Origin of the sequence: Achromobacter deleyi, from assembly GCF_013116765.2 — a bacterium.
Classification (GTDB): Bacteria; Pseudomonadota; Gammaproteobacteria; order Burkholderiales; family Burkholderiaceae_B; genus Achromobacter; species Achromobacter deleyi_A.
On sequence record NZ_CP074375.1, the window covers coordinates 2,424,017 to 2,447,176 of the forward strand.

Annotated in this window: 21 protein-coding genes; 12 read left to right on the forward strand and 9 right to left on the reverse strand. The window is 64.8% G+C overall.

Annotated elements, in window-relative coordinates:
• Nucleotides 1–57 precede the first annotated feature (57 nt).
• Together HLG70_RS10825 and cadR are read right to left on the reverse strand one after the other, a co-directional pair.
• The gene (locus HLG70_RS10825) at nt 58–1,239 is read right to left on the reverse strand and encodes a CaiB/BaiF CoA transferase family protein (RefSeq protein ID WP_171664401.1); all 1,182 of its coding nucleotides are present in this window, start codon (nt 1,237–1,239) and stop codon (nt 58–60) included.
• Nucleotides 1,240–1,408: 169 nt separating this feature from the next.
• Nucleotides 1,409–1,843 carry a Cd(II)/Pb(II)-responsive transcriptional regulator gene (cadR, locus tag HLG70_RS10830; RefSeq protein ID WP_057286568.1) on the reverse strand — a complete coding sequence of 145 codons (435 nt, stop codon included), beginning with the start codon at nt 1,841–1,843 and terminating at the stop codon, nt 1,409–1,411.
• Between the two features lie 99 nt (nt 1,844–1,942).
• Between cadR and HLG70_RS10835 the strand changes: the two genes are divergently transcribed.
• From HLG70_RS10835 to HLG70_RS10855, 5 genes are all read left to right on the forward strand, one after another.
• A complete protein-coding gene (locus tag HLG70_RS10835) occupies nt 1,943–4,321 on the forward strand; it encodes a heavy metal translocating P-type ATPase (RefSeq protein ID WP_171664402.1) in 2,379 nt (792 codons plus the stop codon).
• Between the two features lie 123 nt (nt 4,322–4,444).
• Nucleotides 4,445–5,344 carry a helix-turn-helix domain-containing protein gene (locus HLG70_RS10840; RefSeq protein ID WP_171664403.1) on the forward strand — a complete coding sequence of 300 codons (900 nt, stop codon included), beginning with the start codon at nt 4,445–4,447 and terminating at the stop codon, nt 5,342–5,344.
• A 129-nt stretch (nt 5,345–5,473) separates the two neighbouring features.
• A complete protein-coding gene (locus tag HLG70_RS10845; protein ID WP_171664404.1) occupies nt 5,474–7,159 on the forward strand; it encodes a thiamine pyrophosphate-binding protein in 1,686 nt (561 codons plus the stop codon).
• An 82-nt stretch (nt 7,160–7,241) separates the two neighbouring features.
• Nucleotides 7,242–8,228: a tripartite tricarboxylate transporter substrate binding protein gene (locus HLG70_RS10850; protein WP_171664405.1), complete on the forward strand. Its 987-nt coding sequence runs from the start codon at nt 7,242–7,244 to the stop codon at nt 8,226–8,228.
• Between the two features lie 32 nt (nt 8,229–8,260).
• The gene (locus HLG70_RS10855; RefSeq protein WP_171664406.1) at nt 8,261–8,578 is read left to right on the forward strand and encodes an NIPSNAP family protein; all 318 of its coding nucleotides are present in this window, start codon (nt 8,261–8,263) and stop codon (nt 8,576–8,578) included.
• Between the two features lie 3 nt (nt 8,579–8,581).
• Here HLG70_RS10855 and speG read toward each other — a convergent pair whose 3' ends face one another.
• On the reverse strand, nt 8,582–9,166 hold the full coding sequence (gene speG, locus HLG70_RS10860) for a spermidine N1-acetyltransferase (RefSeq protein WP_171664407.1): 585 nt from the start codon (nt 9,164–9,166) through the stop codon (nt 8,582–8,584).
• A 20-nt stretch (nt 9,167–9,186) separates the two neighbouring features.
• On the reverse strand, nt 9,187–10,107 hold the full coding sequence (locus HLG70_RS10865) for a LysR family transcriptional regulator (RefSeq protein WP_171664408.1): 921 nt from the start codon (nt 10,105–10,107) through the stop codon (nt 9,187–9,189).
• A 201-nt stretch (nt 10,108–10,308) separates the two neighbouring features.
• Here HLG70_RS10865 and HLG70_RS10870 point away from each other — a divergent pair, with 201 nt between their 5' ends.
• Nucleotides 10,309–11,625 (forward strand): MFS transporter, encoded by a 1,317-nt coding sequence (locus HLG70_RS10870; protein ID WP_171664409.1) that lies wholly within the window; start codon nt 10,309–10,311, stop codon nt 11,623–11,625.
• A gap of 23 nt (nt 11,626–11,648) precedes the next feature.
• Complete coding sequence (locus tag HLG70_RS10875; protein ID WP_171664410.1) at nt 11,649–13,145, forward strand: M81 family metallopeptidase; 1,497 nt, start codon at nt 11,649–11,651, stop codon at nt 13,143–13,145.
• Nucleotides 13,146–13,163: 18 nt separating this feature from the next.
• On the opposite strand, the gene HLG70_RS10880 is transcribed toward HLG70_RS10875, so the two are convergent.
• Both HLG70_RS10880 and HLG70_RS10885 read right to left on the reverse strand, forming a co-directional pair.
• The gene (locus tag HLG70_RS10880; RefSeq protein WP_171664411.1) at nt 13,164–13,868 is read right to left on the reverse strand and encodes a riboflavin synthase subunit alpha; all 705 of its coding nucleotides are present in this window, start codon (nt 13,866–13,868) and stop codon (nt 13,164–13,166) included.
• Between the two features lie 91 nt (nt 13,869–13,959).
• Nucleotides 13,960–15,396: an aldehyde dehydrogenase family protein gene (locus HLG70_RS10885; RefSeq protein WP_171664670.1), complete on the reverse strand. Its 1,437-nt coding sequence runs from the start codon at nt 15,394–15,396 to the stop codon at nt 13,960–13,962.
• 294 nt (nt 15,397–15,690) lie between these two features.
• Between HLG70_RS10885 and HLG70_RS10890 the strand changes: the two genes are divergently transcribed.
• From HLG70_RS10890 to HLG70_RS10905, 4 genes are all read left to right on the forward strand, one after another.
• Entirely contained in the window at nt 15,691–16,494 is an 804-nt protein-coding gene (locus tag HLG70_RS10890; protein WP_171664412.1) for a FadR/GntR family transcriptional regulator, read from the forward strand.
• Nucleotides 16,495–16,512: 18 nt separating this feature from the next.
• Complete coding sequence (locus tag HLG70_RS10895; protein WP_171664413.1) at nt 16,513–17,295, forward strand: 3-oxoacyl-ACP reductase; 783 nt, start codon at nt 16,513–16,515, stop codon at nt 17,293–17,295.
• A 578-nt stretch (nt 17,296–17,873) separates the two neighbouring features.
• On the forward strand, nt 17,874–18,110 hold the full coding sequence (locus tag HLG70_RS10900; protein ID WP_171664414.1) for a CrpP-related protein: 237 nt from the start codon (nt 17,874–17,876) through the stop codon (nt 18,108–18,110).
• Nucleotides 18,111–18,255: 145 nt separating this feature from the next.
• Nucleotides 18,256–19,455: a two-component system sensor histidine kinase NtrB gene (locus HLG70_RS10905; protein ID WP_171664415.1), complete on the forward strand. Its 1,200-nt coding sequence runs from the start codon at nt 18,256–18,258 to the stop codon at nt 19,453–19,455.
• Nucleotides 19,456–19,474: 19 nt separating this feature from the next.
• Here the strand turns inward: HLG70_RS10905 and HLG70_RS10910 are convergent, their stop codons facing one another.
• From HLG70_RS10910 to HLG70_RS10920, 3 genes are all read right to left on the reverse strand, one after another.
• Nucleotides 19,475–19,867, reverse strand: a complete 393-nt coding sequence (locus HLG70_RS10910; RefSeq protein WP_171664416.1) for a response regulator — start codon at nt 19,865–19,867, stop codon at nt 19,475–19,477.
• Nucleotides 19,868–20,174: 307 nt separating this feature from the next.
• Complete coding sequence (locus HLG70_RS10915; protein WP_171664417.1) at nt 20,175–20,384, reverse strand: cold-shock protein; 210 nt, start codon at nt 20,382–20,384, stop codon at nt 20,175–20,177.
• A gap of 258 nt (nt 20,385–20,642) precedes the next feature.
• Nucleotides 20,643–21,146, reverse strand: coding sequence for a CinA family protein (locus HLG70_RS10920; RefSeq protein WP_171664418.1), 504 nt, complete (start codon nt 21,144–21,146; stop codon nt 20,643–20,645).
• Between the two features lie 533 nt (nt 21,147–21,679).
• Between HLG70_RS10920 and HLG70_RS10925 the strand changes: the two genes are divergently transcribed.
• The gene (locus HLG70_RS10925; protein ID WP_171664419.1) at nt 21,680–23,149 is read left to right on the forward strand and encodes a Na+/H+ antiporter NhaC family protein; all 1,470 of its coding nucleotides are present in this window, start codon (nt 21,680–21,682) and stop codon (nt 23,147–23,149) included.
• Nucleotides 23,150–23,160 lie beyond the last annotated feature (11 nt).

Here is a 23,160-nt window from a genome sequence, read left to right on the forward strand (position 1 = left end):
TCTCCGTCGGGGCCGCCCTGTTTCCGGCGGCCATGGCGGCGATATTAGCCTTGCGCGTCAGATCACGCCGTCCTGGGCCAGCTGCCGCAGGTCGGCCGGCGCCAGACCGAGCATGCCGCCGTACACGTCGCCGTTGTGCTCGCCCCGCTCCGGCGCGGGCGCCATCTCGCCCGGCCCGGTCCGGCTCAGGATCATCGGCTGCCCCACCACCGAAATCGGCCCCAGGTCGGGATGCTGGATCTGGCGGCTGAGATTCAGATGCCTCACCTGCGGGTCCTCGAAAGTCTGGTCCATGCCCAGGATGGGGCCGCAGGGCACGCCCTGCTCATTCATCAGCGCAATCCACTCGGCCGTATTGCGCGTCGCGGTGCGTTCGCCGATGGCGGCGTTCAGCGCGGCGCGATTGCGCGCGCGCAGCGGCACCGTCAGGAATCGTTCGTCTTCGATCAGCCCGGGGATCTCAAGCACCCGGCACAGGCGCGCATAGATGTCGTTGCCCATGGCGGCGATATTCATGTAGCCGTCCCGGGTGGGAAACACGCCCGTGGGGCTGCTGGTGGGATGATCGTTGCCGCTCTGGCCCGGGACCTCGCCGTTCATCAGCCAGCGCATTGCCTGGAAATCCATCATCCAGACCTGCGACTGCAGCAGCGACGTCTGGACCCACTGCCCCTGGCCCGAGACCTCGCGTTCCAGCAGCGCAATGAAGATGCCGATTGCGCAGAACAGGCCCGAGGTCAGGTCGGCGATGGGAATCCCTGCCCGCATCGGGCCGCGGCCGGGCTCGCCGGTCACCGACATCAAACCGCCGATTCCCTGCGCGATCTGGTCCAGGCCGGGACGGGTGGCGTAGGGGCCGTCCTGCCCGAACCCCGATACGCTGGCATAGACGATGCGCGGATTGACCTTGCGCAGCGACTCGTAGTCGATGCCCAGCTTGAACTTCACGTTGGGGCGATAGTTTTCAACCACCACATCGGCCTGACGCACCAGGTCCAGGAACAGCGCCCGCCCCTGCGGATGCTTCAGGTTCAGCGTCACGCTGCGCTTGTTGCGGTGCGTGTTCTGGTAATCGGCGAACTGCGCGGAACCGCCGGGCTTGTCGTCCTGCTCGTCGCCGGGTTCCTCGATCTTGATGACCGTGGCGCCCCAATCCGCGAACTGGCGCACCGCCGCCGGCCCGGAACGCACCCGGGTCAGGTCCAGAACCGTGAACCGGCTCAGAGGTTTTGAGTCCATGCTTGTCTGCCTCGCATCTTCTTGACTGGAACGGTGGCCGATGGAAACCGGCACCTTCCGTCATTTGTTGGATGTTGGACATCTTACATGCCGAAATGAGGCCAAACAATCCCCCGATCCGCTGTGAACGGATCGGGGTTTCCCTAGGTAGGCTGGGTTGGCCGGGGGTTCAGCCCAGATGGGTGTGGCGTTCCTGGCGTTCTTCGACCTGCATTTCGCTCAGGCCGTGCAGGATGCCGCAGTCTTCCGTGTCGGGCCTGGCCGACAGGCAGCGCTGGCGCAATTCGCCGAGCTGGGCCTTGAGCTGCGTGAGCTCCGCGATGCGCGCGTCGACGTGCGCGATATGCTCGTCAAACAGTTCGTTAATGGGGCCGCACCCCGTCTGATGATTGTCGGCCAGAGACAGAATGGCGCGGATCTCGTCCTGCGTCATGTCCAGCGCCCTGCAATTGCGGATCAGGCGCAGCCGCTCCAGGTGGGGCTGTCCGTAGCTGCGGTAGTTATTCAGGCCCCGGTCCGGGGCGGGCAGCAGTCCTTCCTTTTCGTAATACCTGACGGTTTCGACCGTGGTGCCGGCCGCCGTGGCCAATTCGCCGATACGCATCGCTGTCTCCCGGATCAAATCCGAATGATTTAGGGGGTTGACCCTATAGTAACTCCAAGGTGTTCAATTGCGTCATCAGCTTATTTGAAGGCTAGGACGATGTCTTTACCTACGGTCAAACAACACGAAAATCTGCCCTCGGGGCACGGCGACTCCTGCTGCGGCGGACACGCACATGACCCGAAGGAGCACGACCACTCGGAACACGCCGGTCCGGCGCACGAGCACGGCCATGACCACAGCCATGACCACGCGCCCGCCCCTGCGCAGGCCGCCGCGGCCTGCTGCGGCCACGACCATGCCGCGCAAGACTTCCGTCTGTCGGGCGCGGGCGCCGCGACGCTGGCCGCCGGCCCCGGCCAGGTGCTGGCGCGCCTGCGCATCGGCCAGATGGACTGCCCCACCGAAGAAACGCTGATCCGCAAGAAGCTGGACGGCGTGGACGGCGTGCATGCGCTGGACTTCAACCTGATGCAGCGCGTCCTGACCGTGGTGCATGCCGAAGGCGCGCTGGACCGCATCATCGCCGCCATCAAGTCCCTGGACATGACGCCCGAGCCGCTGGCCGATGGCGCGCCGGGCACGCCCGCCCCCGCGGCCAAGGCCGTGAACTGGTGGCTGATCGGCGGCGCGGGCGTGCTGGCCGCGCTGTCCGAGATCTCGCATTTCACCGGCGGACCGCTGGCCCTGACCGCGGCGCTGGCCGCGGCGGCCATCCTGGCTTGCGGCGTCAGCACCTATCGCAAGGGCTGGATCGCGGTGCGCAACGGCAACCTGAACATCAACGCCCTGATGAGCATCGCCGTCACCGGCGCGGTGCTCATCGGTCAATGGCCCGAAGCCGCCATGGTGATGTTCCTGTTCAACGTGGCCGAGCTGATCGAAGCCCGCTCGCTGGACCGCGCTCGCAACGCCATCCGCGGCCTGCTGGACCTGGCGCCCGAAACCGCTACCTTGCGCCAGGCCGACGGCAACTGGATTGACGTGCCCGCCGCCAGCCTGCAACCCGGCGACATCGTGCGCGTGCGCCCCGGCGAGCGCATTGCCGCCGACGGCATCATCGTGAGCGGCAGTTCGGCCGTCGACCAGTCCCCCATCACCGGCGAAAGCCTGCCTGTCGAAAAGGCCCAGGACGATCCCGTTTTCGCGGCCACGGTGAATGCGGCCGGCTCCTTTGAATACCGCGTCACCGCGGCGGCTGGCAACACCACGCTGGCGCGCATCATCCACGCCGTGGAGCAGGCGCAAGGCGCGCGCGCGCCGACCCAGCGCTTCATCGACCGCTTCTCGCGCATCTACACGCCTGCCGTGGTGGGCGTCGCGCTGCTGGTCGCCGTCGTGCCGCCGCTGCTGTGGGGCCAGCCCTGGTTTGACGCCATCTACCGCGCGCTGGCGCTGCTCATCATCGCCTGCCCGTGCGCCCTGGTGATCTCCACCCCGGTCAGCATCGTCAGCGGCCTGACCGCGGCATCGCGCCGCGGCATCCTGGTCAAGGGCGGCGTCTACCTGGAAGAAGGCCGCAACCTCAAATGGCTGGCGCTGGACAAGACCGGCACGCTGACGCACGGCAAGCCGGTGCAGACCGACCTGCAGGATTGGGATGCGCCGGAACAGGCCCGCCAGCCCGCCGCGCTGATCGCGGCCAGCCTGGCGGCCCGCTCCGACCACCCCGTGTCGCTCGCCGTGGCCAACGCCGCGCGCGAGGCCGGCCACGCGCTGCTGGAGGTGCAGGCCTTCACCGCCCTGCCCGGCCGTGGCGTCAGCGGGCAGGTCGACGGCGTGACGTACCAGCTGGGCAACCGCCGCCTGATGCGCGAACTGGGCGTCGCCAGCGACAGGCTGGAAGCCCGCCTGGATGAACTGGAACGCCAAGGCAAGAGCGCCATCGCGCTGACCGACGGCAGCCGCGTGCTGGCCCTGGCCGCGGTGGCGGACACGGTCAAGCCGACCAGCGCCGCCGCCATCGCCGACCTGCATGCCCTGGGCGTGCGCACCCTGATGCTGACGGGCGACAACACGCCCACCGCGCAGTCCATCGCCAGGCAGGTCGGCATCGACGAAGCCCGCGGCGACCAGTTGCCGGAAGACAAGCTTGCGGCCATCGAAAGCAAGCTGGCCCCGGACGCCCGCGTCGGCATGGTGGGCGACGGCATCAATGACGCGCCGGCGCTAGCCCGCGCCGACATCGGCTTCGCCATGGGCGCGGCCGGCACCGGCACCGCCATCGAGACGGCCGACGTGGCGCTGATGGACGACGACCTGCGCAAGATCGGCACGTTCCTGCGCCTGTCGCACGCCACGCATCGCGTGCTGATCCAGAACATCGTGCTGGCACTGGGCATCAAGGCAGTGTTCCTGGCCCTGGCCATGACGGGCAACGCGACCTTGTGGATGGCGGTCTTCGCCGACGTGGGCGCCAGCCTGCTGGTGGTGGCCAACGGATTGCGGCTGTTGCGGGCGGCACCGGCAAGCCACTGAGCCGGCCGGCGCGCCGCTGAGCCGGCTGGCGCGCCGTTGCCGGGCTTGCGGCATCCGCGGAGTTTGCCCTTATGATGGCGAAAAACAGAGCCGCCGCGTGCGCGCCACCAAGGAGACTCCCGCTTGTCCGCAGGCACGATTTCGCCCTACCCGGAACCGTTTCCCACCTTTGAATCCTCTGATTTCTCGGGCGAGGGTTCGTTCTACTTCGATCTTGTGCGCCTGCAGGACCGCGACGATATCCCGCGCGGCTTCCTGCACCGGCACAACTACTACCATCTGCTCTGGATGAGCGAGGCGCGCGGCACGCACATGCTGGACTTCGAGCAGCACGAGGTTCGCGACCACTCGGTTTTCTTCCTGACGCCCGGCCAGATCCACGCCTGGACATCCTCCGTCAAGCCGCGCGGCTACGTGCTGAACATCAGCACGGATTTCTTCGCGCACATGTTCCCGCGGGCGGACGACATCGCCAAGTTCCCCTTCTTCCACCTGGCGGGAGGGTCGCCGGCCCTTTATCTCTCGCGCGAGCAGCATGACGGCATGCTGCCGCTGCTCAATGAAATCGAACGCGAAACGCGCGACCGCCAGACGGGGCGATTCGACGTGGTGCGCTCGTACCTGCTGATTCTGCTGACGCAGCTGCGCCGCCTGTATCCGGCCGACGAGCGCGAGGCCGCCGCGGGTCCCAGCTATTCGCTGGCCAAGCGGTTCACCATGCTGATCGAGGACCACTATCTGGATTTCGGCGCCATCCGGCAGTACGCCGACGCGCTGTGCGTCAGCGAACGCCAGCTCAACGAGGCGGTCAAGCGCAGCGTGGGGCGCACCGCCAGTCAGCTGGTGCAGGAGCGCATCGCGCTCGAGGCCAAGCGTCTGCTCAGCAATACCGGCATGGGCATCGCCGAAATCGCGTTCCAGCTGAACTTCGAGGATCCGGCCTACTTCGCCCGCTTCTTCAAGAAGCGCACCGGCTGCACGCCGGGCGATTTCCGCAGGAAATACTTCCGCCCCATCGAATGATGGCCGTGCCGGGCCGATCCGCGAAAAAGTGCAACACAAGCTCTGATCTGTCCTAACGCCCCCGGTACCGGGCTGCGTAAAGTTCATCCGGACTCAACCCCGCCGCTACGCGGCCTGATTGAAACTGCGATGAACGACACTCCAAAATTGATGACAGGCGGCCAGCATGTGGTGCGGGCGCTGCTGGAACACGGCGTGGACACCGTTTTCGGCGTTCCCGGCGAAAGCTATCTGGACGTCCTGGACGCGCTCTACGCGGAACAGGAACGGATCCGCCTGGTGTCCTGCCGCCACGAAGGCGCAGCCGCATTCATGGCCGAAGCGCACGGCAAGCTGACGGGGCGGCCAGGCATCTGCATGGTCACGCGCGGGCCCGGAGCAACCAACGCCAGCATCGGCGTACAGACGGCGTTTCAGGATTCCACGCCGCTTATCGTGCTGGTGGGCCAGGTGGGCAGCGACATGGTGGAGCGCGAAGCGTTTCAGGAAATCGACTATCGCCGCATGTTCGGGCAGTTCAGCAAGTGGGTGGCGCAGATCGACAGCGCCGCGCGCGTCACCGAATACATGAACCGCGCCTTCTCGGTGGCGATGTCGGGCCGGCCCGGTCCCGTCGTGCTGGCGCTGCCCGAGGACATGCTGACCGAACCGGCCTTGCCCCAGGCTTGCGGGACGATCCAGGTGCCTCACGCCCACCCGGCGCCGGATGCGCTTGCCAGCATGCGCGCCCTGCTGGCCGGCGCGCGGCGGCCGCTGATGATCGTGGGCGGCTCGGGCTGGACCGGCGCGGGCCTGGACAGCCTGAAGCGCTACGCCAGCCTGAACGGCCTGCCCGTGGCGTGCTCCTTCCGCCGCCAGGACCTGTTCGACAACCATCACCCGCAGTACGTGGGCGAAGTGGGCATAGGCGTGAATCCCGAACTGGCCGAAGCCGTGCGCAACGCCGACGTGATCGTGGCCGTGGGCGCCCGGCTGGGCGAAATGGTGACCGGCGGCTATACGCTGCTGCAATCCCCCGTGCCCAGACAGACGCTGGTCCATGTGCTGGCCAGCCCGGAAGAGCTGGGCCGCGTGTACCAGCCCGCCCTGAAGATACAGTCGGGCCTGAACGCCTTCGCCGACATGGCCGCCGGACTCGATCCACTGGACCCGGCCCCGTGGCGCGACTGGCTCGACGGGCTGCGCCAAAGCTACCTGCGCTACACCGAGCCGCCGGCGGCCGAACTGCGCATGGACCCCGCGCGCGTCATCGTTGCCCTGCGCGAGCAGCTGGATCCGCGCGCCATCCTCACCAACGGCGCGGGCAATTACAGCGCCTGGGCGCATCGCTACTACCGCTACAGCCACCCCCGGACCCAGCTTGCGCCCACTAGCGGCGCCATGGGCTACGGCGTGCCCGCCGCCATTGCGGCGAAGCTGCGCCACCCCGACCGGCAGGTGGTCTGCCTGGCGGGCGACGGCTGCTTCCTGATGACCTCGCAAGAGCTGGCCACCGTCAGGCAGCACGGCCTGGCCATCGTCTTCATCGTGTTCAACAACGGCATGTACGGCACGATCCGCATGCACCAGGAAGTGAATTACCCCGGCCGCACCATCGGCACGGACCTCTGCAACCCCGACTTCGTGGCGTACGCGGAATCGTTCGGCGTGCCTGCCGAACGCGTGGCCCGCCACCAGGACTTCGCGCCCGCCTTGACGCGGGCGCTGGACAGCGGTTCGCCCTATCTGATTGAACTCAGTCTAGACCCCGAGGTGATTACGCCGCGGGCCACCCTGACAAGCCTGCGCGAAAAGGCGCGTCTTGCCGCAAGCTGAGGCTCAGGATCGGATTGCCGCGCGCAGGCCGCAAAGACAGTGCGCGGCGCCCGCATAAAAAACATCCACACTGGAGAGAGACATGAATACCCCCCTGCCCCGCCTGCGGCGCCTGACCGTGGCCACGATGCTGGCCGCGGCCTGCCTGAGCGCGGCGTCGCCCGCCGTCGCCGACTACCCCGAACGCCCCTTGCGCATCATCGTGCCTTTCGCCGCGGGCGGCGCCACCGACGTGATCGCACGCACCGTGGCGCAATCCATGTCCGTCCGCCTGGGCCAGCCTGTGGTGGTGGAGAACAAGGCGGGCGCCAACGGCAACATCGGCGCCGTCATGGCGGCCCGGTCCGAGGCGGACGGCTATACCTTGCTGATGGCCACGTCCAGCCATGCCATCAATGCCACGCTCTATCACAAGCTGGACTACAGCCTGACGCGCGACTTCGCGGGCCTGTCGAACCTGGCGTCGGTGCCCTTGCTGCTGGTGGTGAACCCGTCGGTGCCGGCCAAGACGCCGGAAGAACTGGCCGCCTACGCCAAGGCCAACGGCAATCGCGTGAACTATGCCTCGGGCGGCACCGGCACCGCATCGCACCTGGCGGGCGCCCAGTTCAATTCGCTGGCCGGCGCGCAGATGACGCATGTGCCCTACAAGGGAGGCTCGCAAGCGCTCAACGACCTCATGGGCGGCCAGGTCCAGATCATGTTCGCCAACCTGCCCGAAGTGCTGTCGCAGGTGCAGGCCGGCCGCCTGACGCCCATCGCCGTCACCGGCACGCAGCGCCACGCGTCCCTGCCCAACGTACCGGCGTTTTCCGAGACGCCCTACCCGGCCATGAATGCGCGCTCGTGGTTCGGTCTCTTCGCGCCCGCGGCCACGCCGGCGCCCGTGGTGGAAAAACTGTCGCAAGCCATCACCCAGGGCGTGGCCGATCCCGCGGTGCAGGAGAAGCTCAAGGGGCTGGGCGCCGACCCCGTGGGTGACGGCCACGCCGCCTTCCAGCAGTACGTGAACCAGGAAGTGGCGCGCTGGAGCGCACTGGTGAAACAGTCCGGCGCCACGGCCGACTAACCATTATCCGCAACACCCATCAAGGAATCACCATGCTTTACGACGTACGTACCTATACCTGCCGCGCCGGCACCATCAAGAAGCACCTGGCGCTCTATGCGGAGCACGGCTACGAGGTGCAAAGCCGCCACCTGGGCAAGCCCCTGGCCTACATGCAGACCGAGACGGGCAACGTCAACAGCTACATGCACATCTGGGTCTACGACAGCGCCGCCGACCGTGACGCCAAGCGCCGGGCGCTGCAGCAGGATCCCGCCTGGGCCGGCTACCTGACCCGGAGCGCGGACGCCGGCTACCTGATCAGCCAGGAAAACCGGCTCATGACGCCCACGGCGTTCTTCAAGCCCTGAGCCTCAGCCCGTCTGCTCTTCCTGCGGCCAGTCGCGCAGGACGGGCGCATCCGGCGCGCCGGGTCCGACATCGCGCAAGTGCTCATGCTGCAGCAAGGCCATGCGGTAGGCGTCGCGATAGTCGCCGTTGGAAAAGAACTCTTGCTTGAGCAGGCCTTCGATCTGGAAGCCGCAGCGTTCGTACACGTGCACGGCGGCGGTGTTGTCCTTGTCCACTACCAGGTAGACCTTGTGCAGGTTCAGCACGCGGAACGCATAGCCCACGGCGATGCGGGTCGCCGCCTTGGCGTAGCCTCGGCCCTGGTAGCTGGGCGCGATGATGATCTGGAATTCGGCGCGGCGGTGGATGTAGTCGATTTCCACCAGCTCGACCAGGCCCGCGGGCTGGCCGGTGTCGTGCTCGATGATGAAGCGCCGCTCGTTCTGATCGTGCAAGTGGCGGTCATACAGGGCGACCAGTTCGTCATAGGCCTCGTAAGGCTCTTCGAACCAATAACGCATGATGACGTCGTTATTGTTGATCTTGTGCACGAAGTGCAGGTCGCCACGCTCCAGGGGGCGTATCTTGATATCGGAAATTACCGACATATTTACCTCCGAAAGTGAGCTCATTGTATGCCGGGAGCGAACGCCGGCAGCCGCAGCTCGATACGCCGTATCAGTTCATCGGCGGCCGACGACAAGGGCCGCCCCAGGCGCAGCAGGGCCTGGCACTCGGGCGCGCTCAGAATGGGGTGGGCGATTTCCAACGCCACCAGCTCGCCGCTTTCGAGCTCGCGGTGCACGCCCAGGTTGGGCATCAGCGTGACGCCCGCCCCGCCCAGCGCATATTGCTTGAGCACCCGCAGCGAGTTCGTCGTCAGGCTGGGAGTCAGGTGGATGCGTTCGGTGAACTCCAGCAGGTCAACCGCCTGGCGCAATCCATAGGGCGCGGACATCAGCGCGAACGGATAAGGCAGGATGTCCGCGATGGTCAGCGGCGCGCGCCGCTTTGCCAGCTCATGATCGGGCGCCGCCAGCAGACAGACCGGATGCTTGCGGCTGATGCGGCAGCGCAGCCGGGGATCGACGGGCGGGTTGTAGGCCAGCCCGATATGCGCGGCGTCGGTCGCCACCGCTTCCACCACTTCGTTCACCGATCCCACATTGACGCTGATGTTGATCTGCGGATATGCGACGCAGAACGGGCCGACCACGTGCTCCATGAGGCTGTCGATGAAGCCTTCGCTGATCATCAGGTGGACGTTGCCGCGCTGCATGCCCCGCAACTCCTGCAGGCGCGTATTCAGGTGCTCCTGCTGCGCGCGGCAGCCCCGGTGATATTCCAGCAGCATGTCCGCCGCTTCGGTGGGCGTCAGCCCGCGCGAGCGGCGCTCGAACAGCTGCACCCCCAGCTCCTTTTCCAGCAGCTGGATCTGGCGGCTGATGACGGAAGCGGCCGTGTCCAGCTTGTCGGCCGCGCCCCGTATCGAGCCGCAAGCCATGACCTCGTGGAAGTACTTCAGGCGGACCTGGCTGATTTCCTGCATATCCCCGTATTCCTCTTGCGCGGACCGCTGCGGCCGCTGATTGACGCGTCACCCTTCCGTTGCCCACAGGGCAACGATAATTATCGCCCAGGTCATTGTTTGGAACGCCGCTGTCTTCCAATATGGCGCCGCCGGGAACAATGGATGTCCCGGCCCCATCCCAAGCCACCGCGGGCGTCAGACCCGCGCAGGAGACATGCAATGCCCCATCCGACCACGCCGGGCGCGGACCCGCGCCTGGCGCCGCTGTATCGCAAGATCACGTGGCGCCTGCTGCCGTTCTTGCTGCTGTGCTACGTCTTTGCCTATCTGGACCGCATCAACATCGGCTTTGCCAAGCTGCAGATGCAGCAGGACATCGGGATATCCGACGCCGTCTACGGACTGGGCGCCGGCATCTTCTTCCTGGGCTATGTCATGTTCGAAGTGCCCAGCAATCTCTTGCTGACGCGTATCGGCGCGCGCCGCACCATCAGCCGCATCATGGTGCTGTGGGGCCTGACGTCGGCCTCGATGCTGTTCGTGCAGGGCGAGTGGAGCTTCTACATCCTGCGCTTCATGCTCGGGGTATTCGAAGCCGGCTTCGCGCCGGGCATGATCTTCTACCTGACCTACTGGTACTCGCAATCACGCATGGCGGGCGTCATGGCGGTGGTGATGCTGGCCGGCCCCATCGGCGGCATTGTCGGCGGCCCGGCGTCGGCCTGGATCATGACGGCCTTCTCGGGCGCGCATGGCCTGGAAGGCTGGCAATGGATGTTCTTGCTGGAAGGCCTGCCCTGCGTGCTGCTGGGCGTGGTGGCGTTCTATTTCCTGGACGACAAGCCCGCCGAGGCCCGCTGGCTCAGCGCGGGCGAAAAGGCGCTGCTGGCGGCGGATCTGGAATCACGCGGCGCGCAGAAAAAGCACGCCTTCGCGCAGGTGCTGCGCGACCCGGCCATCTACGGCATGGCCCTCACCTACTTCTGCCTGATTTGCGGCATCTACGCCGTCAGCTTCTGGCTGCCCACCCTGCTCAAGATCGCCGGCGTCAAGGACACGATGGAGATCGGCCTGTACTCCACCATTCCCTACATCGCCGCCGCTATCTTCATGCTGTGGTTCGCGCGCAATTCGGACCGGATGCAGGAACGGCGCTGGCACACCCTTGTGCCGGCCCTGCTGGCCGGCGTTTCCCTGTGCGTGGCCACCGCGGCGCCGACGCAATTCGCGTTGTCCCTGACGGCCATTACGCTGGCCACGGGGTTCATGTGGGCCGCATACACGGTATTCTGGGCCATTCCCTCGCAGTACCTGAAAGGGGAAGCGGCGGCTGGCGGCATCGCCCTCATCAACAGCATCGGCCTGCTGGGCGGCTTTCTCAGCCCGTCCATCATCGGCTGGTCCAAGGAAGCCACGGGGTCGCTGGCCAGCGGCCTGTACGTGATTTCGGCCTTGCTGGTGGCGGGCGCGCTGCTTCTGCTGGTCAACCGTCCGCCCCAGGCCGTACCCGATAAACCCGCGCCCGCCCGCGCCTGAAGTCCGACCCACAGGAAACAATCATGCATATTCTGGTTGCTGGTTTCCAGCACGAGACCAATACCTTCGCGCCGTCCAAGGCCGGGTACGAGAATTTCGTCCGCGGCGAAGGCTTTCCCGCCATGGTGCGCGGCACGGACATGCTGGCGCTGCGCGAAGTCAACATCCCCGCTGGCGGCTTCATCAATGCCGTGCTGGCCCAGGGCCATACCGTGCAGACGGTGATCTGGGCGGGCGCCAGCCCGTCGGCCCATGTGACGCAGGACGCCTACGAGCGCATCGCCGGCGAAATCCTGGAGGCGGTGCAGGCCGGCGCCTACGACGCCATCTACCTGGACCTGCACGGCGCGATGGTCACCGAGCACCTGGACGACGGCGAAGGCGAACTGCTTGCCCGCGTGCGCAAGCTCGCGGGCCCCGCCGTGCCGGTCGTCGCCAGCCTGGACCTGCACGCGAATGTCACCGCCCGGATGCTGCAGGAGGCCGACGGCCTGGTCGCGTTCCGCACCTATCCGCATGTGGACATGGCCGACACCGGCGAACAGGCTGCGCGCCTGCTGCTGGCCCGCATCCAGGCGGGCGGGCAATGGGCGCGCTGCGAACGGCGCCTGCCTTTCCTGATTCCCATCAACGGCATGTGCACCATGCTGCAGCCGTCGCAAGGCGTGTACGACATGCTGGCGGGCCTGGAGCAGCTGCCGGGCGTTGCATCCATCTCGTTCGCCCCGGGCTTCCCGGCGGCGGATTTCCCGGAATGCGGGCCGGTGGTCTGGGCCTATGGCACGGATGCCGCGGCGGTGGAGCGCGCGACTGAAATGCTGTATGCCCGCGTGCTGGAGCTGGAGCCGGAATGGTCGCCGGACTTCCTGGAGCCCGCCGAGGCCGTGCGTCGCGCGCAGGCCCTGGCGGCGGGCGCCGCGCGCCCGGTGGTCATCGCCGACACGCAGGACAATCCGGGCGCGGGCGGCGACGCCAACACGACGGGCATGCTGCGCGCGCTGGTGGCGGCCGATGCGCAGAATGCCGCGCTGGGCCTTTTTTATGATCCGGAGGCGGTGCGCCGGGCCACGGCCGCGGGCGTGGGCGCCACCGTGACGCTGAGCCTGGGCGGCCAATCCGGCGTGGCGGGCGATGCCGCCTTCGAGGGCGAGTTCCTGGTCGAAACCCTGTCGCCCGGCAAGCTGCGCTTCGACGGGCCGATGATGCATGGCATGGACGTGGACCTGGGCGCCGTCGCGGGCTTGCGGATCGGCGGGGTGCGGGTGGTGGTCAGCGCCAGCAAGGCGCAGATGCTGGACCGGAACCTGTTCCGCGTGGGTGGCGTGCAGCCCGAGGAAATGGGGATACTCGTAGTGAAGAGTTCGGTGCATTTCCGCGCGGACTTCCAGCCCATCGCGCATGAGGTGCTGGTGGCCAAGGCGCCGGGCCCGATGCAGGCCGATCCCGCCGACCTGCCCTGGACCCGCCTGCAGCCGGGCATGCGCGTGCGGCCGCTGGGGCAGCCGTTCGCCGCGAAGTGACCGCGGGGGCCCCGGCCCCTACTTCAGCTTGCCCTGGGGGCTGACGAAGTCTTCAAGCGTCAGCCCCTTTTCCTTGAGGATGGCTTCCAGCAGCGGCTGCAGCTTGCCCAGGCTTTCCTGGACGGTTTCGCGCACGGTATCGACCACCACCTGGGTGCTGCGCTCGATCTCGATATTGACGAAATCGCCCACCTGCTTGTCCTCGAAGACCGTCATGCGGCGCGTTTCGGGAATCAGCCAGACCTCGAACCAGCCCTCGGCGCGGTTGACTTCCGACACGGTCAGGCTCGCGCCATTGATGGCGATGTAGCCCTTGGCGAAGACATACTTGCGAAAGGCCTCGGGAATGCTGAAGCGCATCAGGCGGTTGGTGTCGGAGGACTTCACCATGACCACTTCCGAGGTGAAGTCGACGTGGCCGGACAGGGGGTGTCCGCCGATCTCGGCGCCGTCCTTGGCCGCGCGCTCGACGTTGGCGCGGTCGCCTTCGACGTAACTGCCCAGGGTGGTGATGGCCAGGCTCTGCAGCATGACATCAAAGGTAGCCTGGTTTTCCGACAGGATTTCCGTGACCGTCAGGCAGACGCCGTCGGTCGACACGCTGGCGCCGATGGCCAGGTCAACGCAGAAACCAGGGGGAAAATCCAGCGTGAAGGTGCGCAGGCCTTCGCGATCCGCGATCTTGGCGATCTTCGCGGTGCCTTGAACAATACCGGTGAACATACGGATCCTGAATGCGGGGCGGCAGGCCCCAAAAAGCAAAACATCAACGTTAACCGATATTTTGCCAGGGACCGCGCCGCCCGCCCGTCGTTCAATGACGGATGGCGATGGTCTTCAGCGTGGTAAAGCCATACAGCGCTTCGAAGCCCTTTTCGCGGCCGTAGCCCGACTGGCGCGAACCGCCGAACGGCAGTTCCACGCCGCCGCCCGCGCCGTAGTTGTTGATGAACACCTGACCGGCGCGCAGCTTGCGGGCCAGACGCATCTGGCGGCCGCCGTCGCGGGTCCAGACGCCGGCCACCAGGCCATACAGCGTGCCGTTGGCGATTTGCAGCGCCTCTTCCTCGGTGTCGAACACCATGGCGGCCAGCACCGGGCCAAAGACTTCTTCCTGCGCCAGGCGGCTGTCGGGCGGCACGTCGCGGAACAGCACGGGCGGCTGGTAGAAGCCGGCCTCGGGCGCGCCTTCCTTCAGTTTGCCGCGCGCGGCAACCTTCAGGCCCTGGCCTTCCGCTTCCGCCAGAAAGCCGCGCACGCGGTCGTGCTGGCGGGCGTTGATCAGGGGACCTACGTCCAGGTCCGCGGCGGCCGGGCCGGTGACCGTGGCCGAGAACGCGTCCGACAGACGCTTGAGCACGGCTTCATACACGCCGCGCTGGATCAGCACGCGGCTGCCGGCCGAGCACGTCTGGCCGGCGTTCTGGATGATGGCGGCCAGCAGCACCGGCATCGCGGCGTCCAGGTCGGCATCGTCGAACACGATCTGCGGCGACTTGCCGCCCAGTTCCAGCGTGACGGGCACATGGTTTTCGGCGGCGGCGTGGGCCACCATCTTGCCCGTCTGCGGCGAACCGGTGAACGAGATGTGGTCGATGCCGGGGTGGGCGGACAAGGCGGCGCCCGCTTCGTGGCCGTAGCCCGTGCAGATGTTCAGGGCGCCAGCGGGCAAGCCCACCTCGGCGGCGATCTCGGCCAGCTTCAGCAGCGACAGGCAGGCGTCTTCGGCGGGCTTGACCACGCAGGCGTTGCCCGCGGCCAGCGCCGCGCCGACGCTGCGGCCGAATATCTGCAAGGGGTAGTTCCACGGCACGATGTGGCCGGTCACGCCATGCGCTTCGCGCACGGTCAGGACCGTGAAGCCCGGGGTGTAGGGAATGGTCTCGCCGTGCAGTTTGTCCACCGCGCCGGCATAGAACTCGAAATAGCGCGCCACGGCGGCGGCGTCGGCGCGCGCCTGTTTGATGGGCTTGCCCGTGTCGGCCGATTCCAGCTGCGCCAGCTCTTCCTGGCGGTCCAGCAGGGCAAAGGCGATCTTCATGAGCAGGCGGCTGCGCGCGGCCGGCGCCATCTGCCCCCACTCGCCTTCGAAAGCCTGGCGCGCGGCCTGCACGGCGCGGTCCACGTCGGCTTCGCCCGAGCGTGCGATCGCCTCGAAAGGCTTGCCATCGGACGGGTTCAGGACGGGAATGGTTTCACCGGTGGCAGCGGCCACCCATTGGTTGGCGATAAAGTTCTTCTGAGTCACGATGTGCGGAGTAAAGTAGCGGCCGGACGGCCGGTTGGCGGGAATGACGAGGTCTCCAGGCGCCTCCGGCGGCATGGCCGGTTGCGCCGCCGGCGCGTCATGCGCGCGGGCGTTGTGGTTTGGTGTCAAGGTACGGGAGCCCCCCGGAACTTGTCAATTGGATTGACAGCTTTTGTCCCAAGCTTCAGGATATTTTCCTGGCTGCTCGGGTTATCCCTAATATTTCAGGGGCTTATCGCCCCGGCGGGTTTGTCAGCCAGACTGACAAAACTGTCCCCATCCATAAGGAGCGCGCCAATGAGCAATGTGCGTGACCCGCAGCTGGAATCGCTGCTGGCCGCCGCCGCCCGCCCCCGTCCGGAACTGGACGTGCTGGCTGAAGTGGCGTCGGGCCTGGGCTATGTGCGCGCCGAGCGCTTCGCCGAACGCGTCTACGAAAGCCTGTTCTATGCGATCGCCACCGGCAAGATCGCGCCGGGCAACAAACTGCCCACCGAGCTGGAACTGGCCTCGCTGTTCGAGGTGTCGCGCCCCGTGGTGCGCCAGGCGCTGGACCGTCTGCGCGAAGACCAGCTGGTGGACTCCATCCGCGGGTCCGGCACGTACGTGCGCGCCAAGCCCGACCTGATGGGCGGCATGCCGGCGGTGGACCCGGCGCGCCGGGTCGGCCACATTCTTGAAGGCCTGGAACTGCGGATGGTGATCGAGCCGGAGTGCGCCTACCTGGCCGCCCTGCGCCGCACCGCCGAAGACCTGCACGAAATGGACCGCATGCTGACGGGCTACGAAGAGGCGGACGCCTCCGGCGCCATCGCCCACCATCACGACTACGGCTTTCACCGCGCCATCGCCGCGGCCACCAGCAACCAGCGCTTCGTGCAGGTGCTGAAGTCGCTGGAGTATGACGTGAGCCACGCCGTGAACGTCATGCGCCACCTAGTCCACAGCGAACCCTGGAAGCGCACCCGCGCCGCCATCGACGAACACCGCCATATATACAAACTGATCCAGGATCAGGACGCCGAGGGCGCGCGCAACGTCATGCGCGCCCACATCGAGAAAGCCCGCAGCCGCATGTTGAACAGCGGCTCGGAACATTGAGCAGGAAACCGTTCATTCATGTCATCGCAACGCCCGCATTTGAATCTGGACCAACAACTCGTCATCGTCACAGGCGCCAGCCGCGGCCTGGGCGCCGCCATCGCGCAGGCCTTCCTGCGTGAAGGCGCCAAGGTCGTCATCAACTACCTGAACAGCGCCGACCGCGCGCAGGCGCTGGCCGCCACCGCGCCCGGCCGCGCCCTGGCGGTGCAGGCCGACGTGCGCGACCCCGCCGCCGTGGCCGCCATGTTCGCGCAGGCCAGCCAGCACTTCGGCCAGCCGGTAAACACCGTCGTCAATAACGCCCTGCCCGCTTTCCAGTTCAATGGCGACGCCCGGCCCCACGCCGACACGCTGAACTGGGCCCAGATGAACGCGCAGCTCGAAGGCAGCGTGCGCGCCGCGCTCAACACCACCCAGGCCGCCCTGCCCGGCATGCGCGCCGCCGCCGGCGGACGCATCATCAACGTGGGCACCAACCTGGTCCAGAACCCCGTGGTGCCGTACCACGACTACACCGCCGCCAAGGCCGCGCTGCTGGCCTTCACGCGAACCCTGTCGCATGAACTGGGCGCGGACGGCATCACCGTCAACATGGTGTCCGGCGGCCTGCTGCGCACGACGGACGCGTCCGCCGCCACGCCGGATGCGGTCTTCGACATGATCGCCGCCGGCACCCCGCTGCGCGAGGTCACCACGCCGGAGCAATTCGCCGACGCGGTGCTGTTCTTCGCCAGCCCCTGGTCGCGCGCCGTCACCGGGCAGAACCTGATCGTCGACGGCGGGCTGGTGAAGGGCTGAGGGGCAGGATAAGAATGATCAGCAGCGAGGGGCTAAAGAGGATCGTCAGGATCCTCTCGGTCGGTGCCTGGGCCGTCTTGGGATTGGCAACCGCCCTATCCATTTTCCAGCTGGCATTGCCTCCCTTGCCCGGTATTCCGGCAACCCAAAGGGGGTCGACGGGCTGATTTCCTGGCAAATGTTCCGCCAGGCCCGCGCACCCGCAGTTGATCCGAATCCTCCCGAGGCCAGGCCGGAGCCTTCCGGAGTGGGTGGCCTTCTATGGCTTCCGATCGTGGGTTTTACCGCGCTTGGTCCGCTCGCCGCCGTCAGTCAGACCTTGAGATACCTAACGGAAGCAATCACTCTTCTCGTACTGGGGCGGCGAGGTCCGCTGGGCGGTCGGCCGGATTGGGCAAGAGTCTCCAGAACTGGGGAATGGCATCGGATCTGCGCGGGCGGCCACCGGCTGATGCTGCGGTGCATCGCGGCATGATCGCTTATCTGCACCGTCGAGAATAGTGCAGCAACACTATTGCAGGCGTCCATCCGCAGCGTAATACTTTCCTTCCATTCTCTTTCTTTTGGAGGGTACTGCAATGCAACGCGACGACATCCAAAAGCTGGGCGCTCAGGCCGCCCGCGACGGATTGACCTTGTGGGATTGCCCCTACTATCGTGCCGGCGACATGCCAGGCCACACGGGAGAGTCGATCATGGAATGGCGTGAAAAAGTCGAAGCGTGGGAAGCGGGCTGGATGGCCGAGACGAAGTCCTGGAAACCACCGGGCAAAGTGAAATTTGCGCCGCGTGCAATAGAGCGACGCCGCAACTGAGGAAGATACTAGCGCCCCGGATCGGGGCGCTTTTCGTTCACGTTTATGCGGGTCCGGCCCTGCGATCCCATGCAGGCGCGAGGCTGTTGCAATGCCCCATTCGCCGTTCAATAATGAATGTCCAACATCGCGCCCCGGAGCACCGATGAGCATCGTTGAACCGTCGGAACAAGAGGATGCAGCGAACTTCAGCAGCCTAGCGCAACTGGAGGAGCCATACCGCTACAAGCTTCTGGTCGAGGGTGTCCTTGACTATGCAATTTTCCTGCTCGACGTCAATGGATTCGTCGCCAGCTGGAACGCAGGCGCGCAACGGTTCAAGGGTTACCAGGCGTCCGAGATCATCGGGCAGCATTTCTCGCGCTTCTACACGGACGAAGATCGTGCTCAAGGGGTGCCGCAGCGAGCGTTGGCGACCGCAACGAGCGAAGGCCGGTTCGAAGCAGAGGGATGGCGAGTGCGCAAGGATGGCTCGCGATTCTGGGCTAGCGTAGTGATAGATCCTATACGGGATGACACGGGCCGCCTCGTCGGCTTCGCGAAGGTCACACGCGACATAACCGCAAAACAGAAAAGCCAGCTTGAACTACAGGCCACCCAACTGGCGCTGCACCGGGCCCAGCGTATGGAGGTCCTTGGTCGAGTGACCGGTGGACTGGCGCATGACTTCAACAATTTTCTTTCGATTATCGGCGGGGCTGCAGAATTACTACGCAACCCTAAGCTCACATCTGAAAAACGGCTTCGCTACCTCAATGCGATCGCGGATACAACGCAGCGCGCCGCCCATCTCACGCGACAAATGCTTGCGTATGCTCGCCGCCAGCCTCTTGAGCCCTCCAACATAGACGCGGGTCTATGTGTTGAAGGCATGAAGCAGATCATCCAGACAACACTAGGCTCGGCGATCCAGGTGCGATACCAGCTACCTGAGGAGCCATGCTTCATATGCGCGGACATGAGCCAGCTTGAAAATGCGTTGTTGAACCTTGTCGTTAACGCCGGTGACGCGATGCCTACAGGAGGCAACCTGGACATTGCGGTCAGCTGCGTGGACTCGCATCCAGATGGGCGAGGCGGCACCGCCGCAGGTCGATTTGTGGCCATCACCGTTTCGGACGATGGCTTGGGCATTCCGCCGGAAGTTCTAGACCACATCTTTGAACCGTTTTTCACCACCAAGCCGGAGGGGAAAGGAACGGGACTGGGCTTGAGCCAAGTGTTCGGCTACGTCTCGCAATCCGGTGGCCACGTCGATGTCGTGAGTCGCCCTCATGGGGGCACGACCTTCACGCTCTACTTCCCCTGCGCCTCGCCCGGAGCGGTCCGACCACCGCTAGCCTGAGGACAACGCCTGGCGCCACTCACTTCCTGGTGGCCAACAGGGTTTCCACTTCACGAATCAGGTCATCAGGAACCCAGGGCTTCAGCATGAACTTTACCCCCGGAGGCAAGGTGTCAAGCGCCGGGTCACGCCGACCAGATGTAAGAAGCATCCCGATCTCCGGTGACCTGCGCTGTATCAGGGCTGCCATCTCGAGGCCATCCATGGATCCAGGCATCTCGATATCGGAAATGACTGCGCGAATGTCGGAACGCTCCATCAGCCGTCGCAATGCCTCGTCTGCGTTGCTCGCCTCACAGACGTCATAGCCTTCGTTTGCCAATATCTCGGCCAGGAGCCACCGCGCGGTCTCGTTATCCTCCACAACCAGAACCGTCTTCTGTTCCCCGGGAAGAGTTTCAGCGTCCGTCATGGGTCCTGATCCGAGTTGTTATGGGGTTGATGACTTGTCACGCACCTCATCGACTGGCGCAGATAATGTAGTTTTCTCGTTTGAAGTGCACGTGAGGTGTGAAAACATTGCCACCGTTGAGGCTTACACCTATCGGGAAGTAGTCAGCAAACCTCATGCCTGCATGAAAGGCATGCATTGCACCAGCTTGGCCGCGATTTGATGAGCCTGCGTGCCCCAAAACCAAAGGGCCGAATCCTATGTTTCAAAGGATCCGGCCCCACAACCTGCCACCAAGCTGCCTGCCATGCGGCAAGCAGCCCAGCGCTTAAATCGGTTTGATCATTGTCGCCTGAGGACCTTTTTGTCCTTGGCCGGCAACGAATGAAACGCGCTGGTTCTCTTCAAGAGACTTGTGCCCGTCACCCTGAATTTCAGAGTAATGCGCAAAGAGGTCTTTACCACCAAGTTCCGGCGAGATAAAGCCGTAGCCTTTGTCGTTGTTGAACCACTTCACGATACCTGTTTCTGTCTTCAATGTAAGTCCTAGATGTACAGGGAAAGAATATTCCCGGAGCGACTATGGGTGATCGCCCCCAATAAAGATATAGCCGTTTCCAAATAACACATCTACCGGCCTGTCCGCTGGCGCAGGTGGGTCCGAGATCCCGGCGGCCAGAGACGCGTAGCAGCGCATAGAGAACCCAGTAAATGGTGGTTCCCCGAACGAGCATTTCCACGACTCCGGCCTGAAGGCCGAAGATCTCCGCGACGTCGATCATGTCCGTGCCCTCCTTCAACGCTGGCCCGCCCGCCATTCGCTGTAATAGGTGATCATTCTTAGCAAGGCGTGCTCGGCACTTGCGCGCCGGATCGCATTGCGGCTGCCGTTGAATTGGATGGTTTCCGAAAAGATCGCAGGCGATGCGTCTGCCGCGCCTTCTTTAAACACCCATGCAAAACACTGCGTGCCCGCCGGTATGTCGGCATCCGTGTCGTCAGTGACGCCGGTATTCGATATGGCGACGTTCGCCCGACTTATTCGTGCCGCGCCGAGCGCCATTTCCCGGGCAACCGCTACGCTGGTCAGATTGTGCCGGTGCAATGTTCGGGACGAAACGCCCAAACACTTCATTTTTGCCTCGGGGGAATAGACGACAAACGCGCAGTCCAACAAGGCCCCCGCGCCTGGCACATCCGCCAAGGTCGCGGCGATGAGACCTGCCGTGCACGACTCGGCAGTGACCAAGGTCAATGAATACTTGTGCATGAACGCCGCGGCCCGCTCGACTGCATTCATCCCCATCCCCGGGGTAAATAACACAGGACGACCAGCAAGTCTTGTGCCGCGAGAGTTCCAACCGCGCAGGCGAAACTTGCAGGGCTTGCGCCTCGAAAGGCCCTGCACTGCGCTGTCGGGCCGCATCCCTGTCGCGGCCCATATCTCCCGCCTGGTCAAAACCGATCGTGCTCGTCAAATGAGGTCAATCTCAACCAGTCACGCATCGCGTGACTGGCTTACTGGCAGTGCGGAGTAGCACGTATTCCTTGATTCGCACGACATCGTGTTCAACATGAGTCGCAGCGCAAACTTCCGCGACAACGCGGGTCATGAATCGCTTCTTCCTGAACCAGAAGGCCGAACCCCTCTGGAAGGCCCGTGACGCGGTCCAATTGAGAAGTCGTTCATACGTCTGACTATCAAATTTCTAAGGTAAGTTAAGATGTCGTCATTCAGTTCATACAAATAATGAGCCTGATGCACAGCTAGACCGCGTCGCCTGACTTGTCTCAAATCATTCGACAAAGGCTCAGACGGGAGATTGACCAGATATGAGCACGGCACGCGAACCACAGCCACTCACGCTGGTTGAAGCGTTGATCCCTGTCTTCAGCCTCATTTTCCTGATCGCATTATCGTTTTATCTCTTCGGCGACGCGGCAGCAGCCGGACCAACCCAGATTGCACTCGTCGTATCGAGCCTGATCGCCGTGGTGATTGCATGGCGGCGCGGCCATTCGCTCGGCTCGCTGCACGCGGCCGCGATCGAGAGCGTCAGCTCTGGAATCGGCGCCATCTTCATTCTCCTCGCAGTAGGTTCACTAATAGGAACCTGGGCGCTCAGCGGTACGCTGATGGCGATGGTCTATTACGGCATGCAACTGCTGAGTCCAGCTTACTTCTACGTAACCGCGGCCGCGATTTGCGCCGTCGTGTCATTTTGCATAGGTAGTTCGTGGACGGTGGTCGGCACCATTGGCATCGGCCTCATGGGCATTGCGCTGAATATCGAGATGGACCCGGCCATCACCGCAGGAGCGGTGATATCTGGCGCCTATTTCGGAGACACGGTTTCGCCGCTCTCGGACTCCGCGAACCTTGCCGCAGGCGCAGCCGGTGTCGATCTTTACGTACATGTCCGTGAAACGGCTGTGACCTCCACCATCGCCTTGGCCATCGCGCTTGCAGTGTTCTGGATGCTGGGCGGCTCCGGCGATTTCGACACGAGCAGCAAGGCTGCCGCCATCCAGGCCTCGTTCGACATGTCGCTGCTGTTATTCCTGCCACTCGTCGTTGTCGTGGTTCTGGCGCTCCTGAAACTGCCTCCATTTACGACGATCTTCACGGGAGCATTGGTGGCGGGTGTGCTCGCCGCGATCATGGCCCCGGAACGCGTGGCGACCTTTGCCCAGGTTGTGGGCCGTGACGAATTGCCGATGTGGCTGGCATGCATCAAGGGCGTCTGGCTGGCTCTGGCGAGCGGGTATGTGTCAGCCACCGGCTACCCTGAGTTGGACCTACTCCTGTCGCGCGGTGGCATGGCCAGCATGCTGGACACGGTATGGCTGATCGTCACCGCCCTTGCCTTCGGTGGCGTGGTCGAGAAGGCGGGTGTGCTGGATAGGCTCATCACGCCGATTATCCAGAGAATAAAAACGCCTGGCGGACTTATCACGTCCATGGTCGGCACCGTGTTTGCGACCAATGTCGTGACGGCCGATCAATATATCGCCATTGTTCTACCAGGCAGGATGTTCAAGACGACTTTCGCGCAGCGCGGTTTTGCGCCCGTCGTATTGTCACGCACCGTAGGCGCTGCAGCGACACCGACCTCGGCGCTGGTTCCATGGAACAGTTGCGGCGCCTATATGGCCGCCACGCTTGGGGTTACAACGGCCAGCTACGCACCGTACGCGCTCTTCAGCCTGTTGAGTCCGGTGCTCGTAATCGCCGTCGCTCTTGTCGGCCTGCGCATCCAGCGCAACCCGGACACCTCGGTGCAACCGCCTGAAGACTCTTAATAGAGACAATC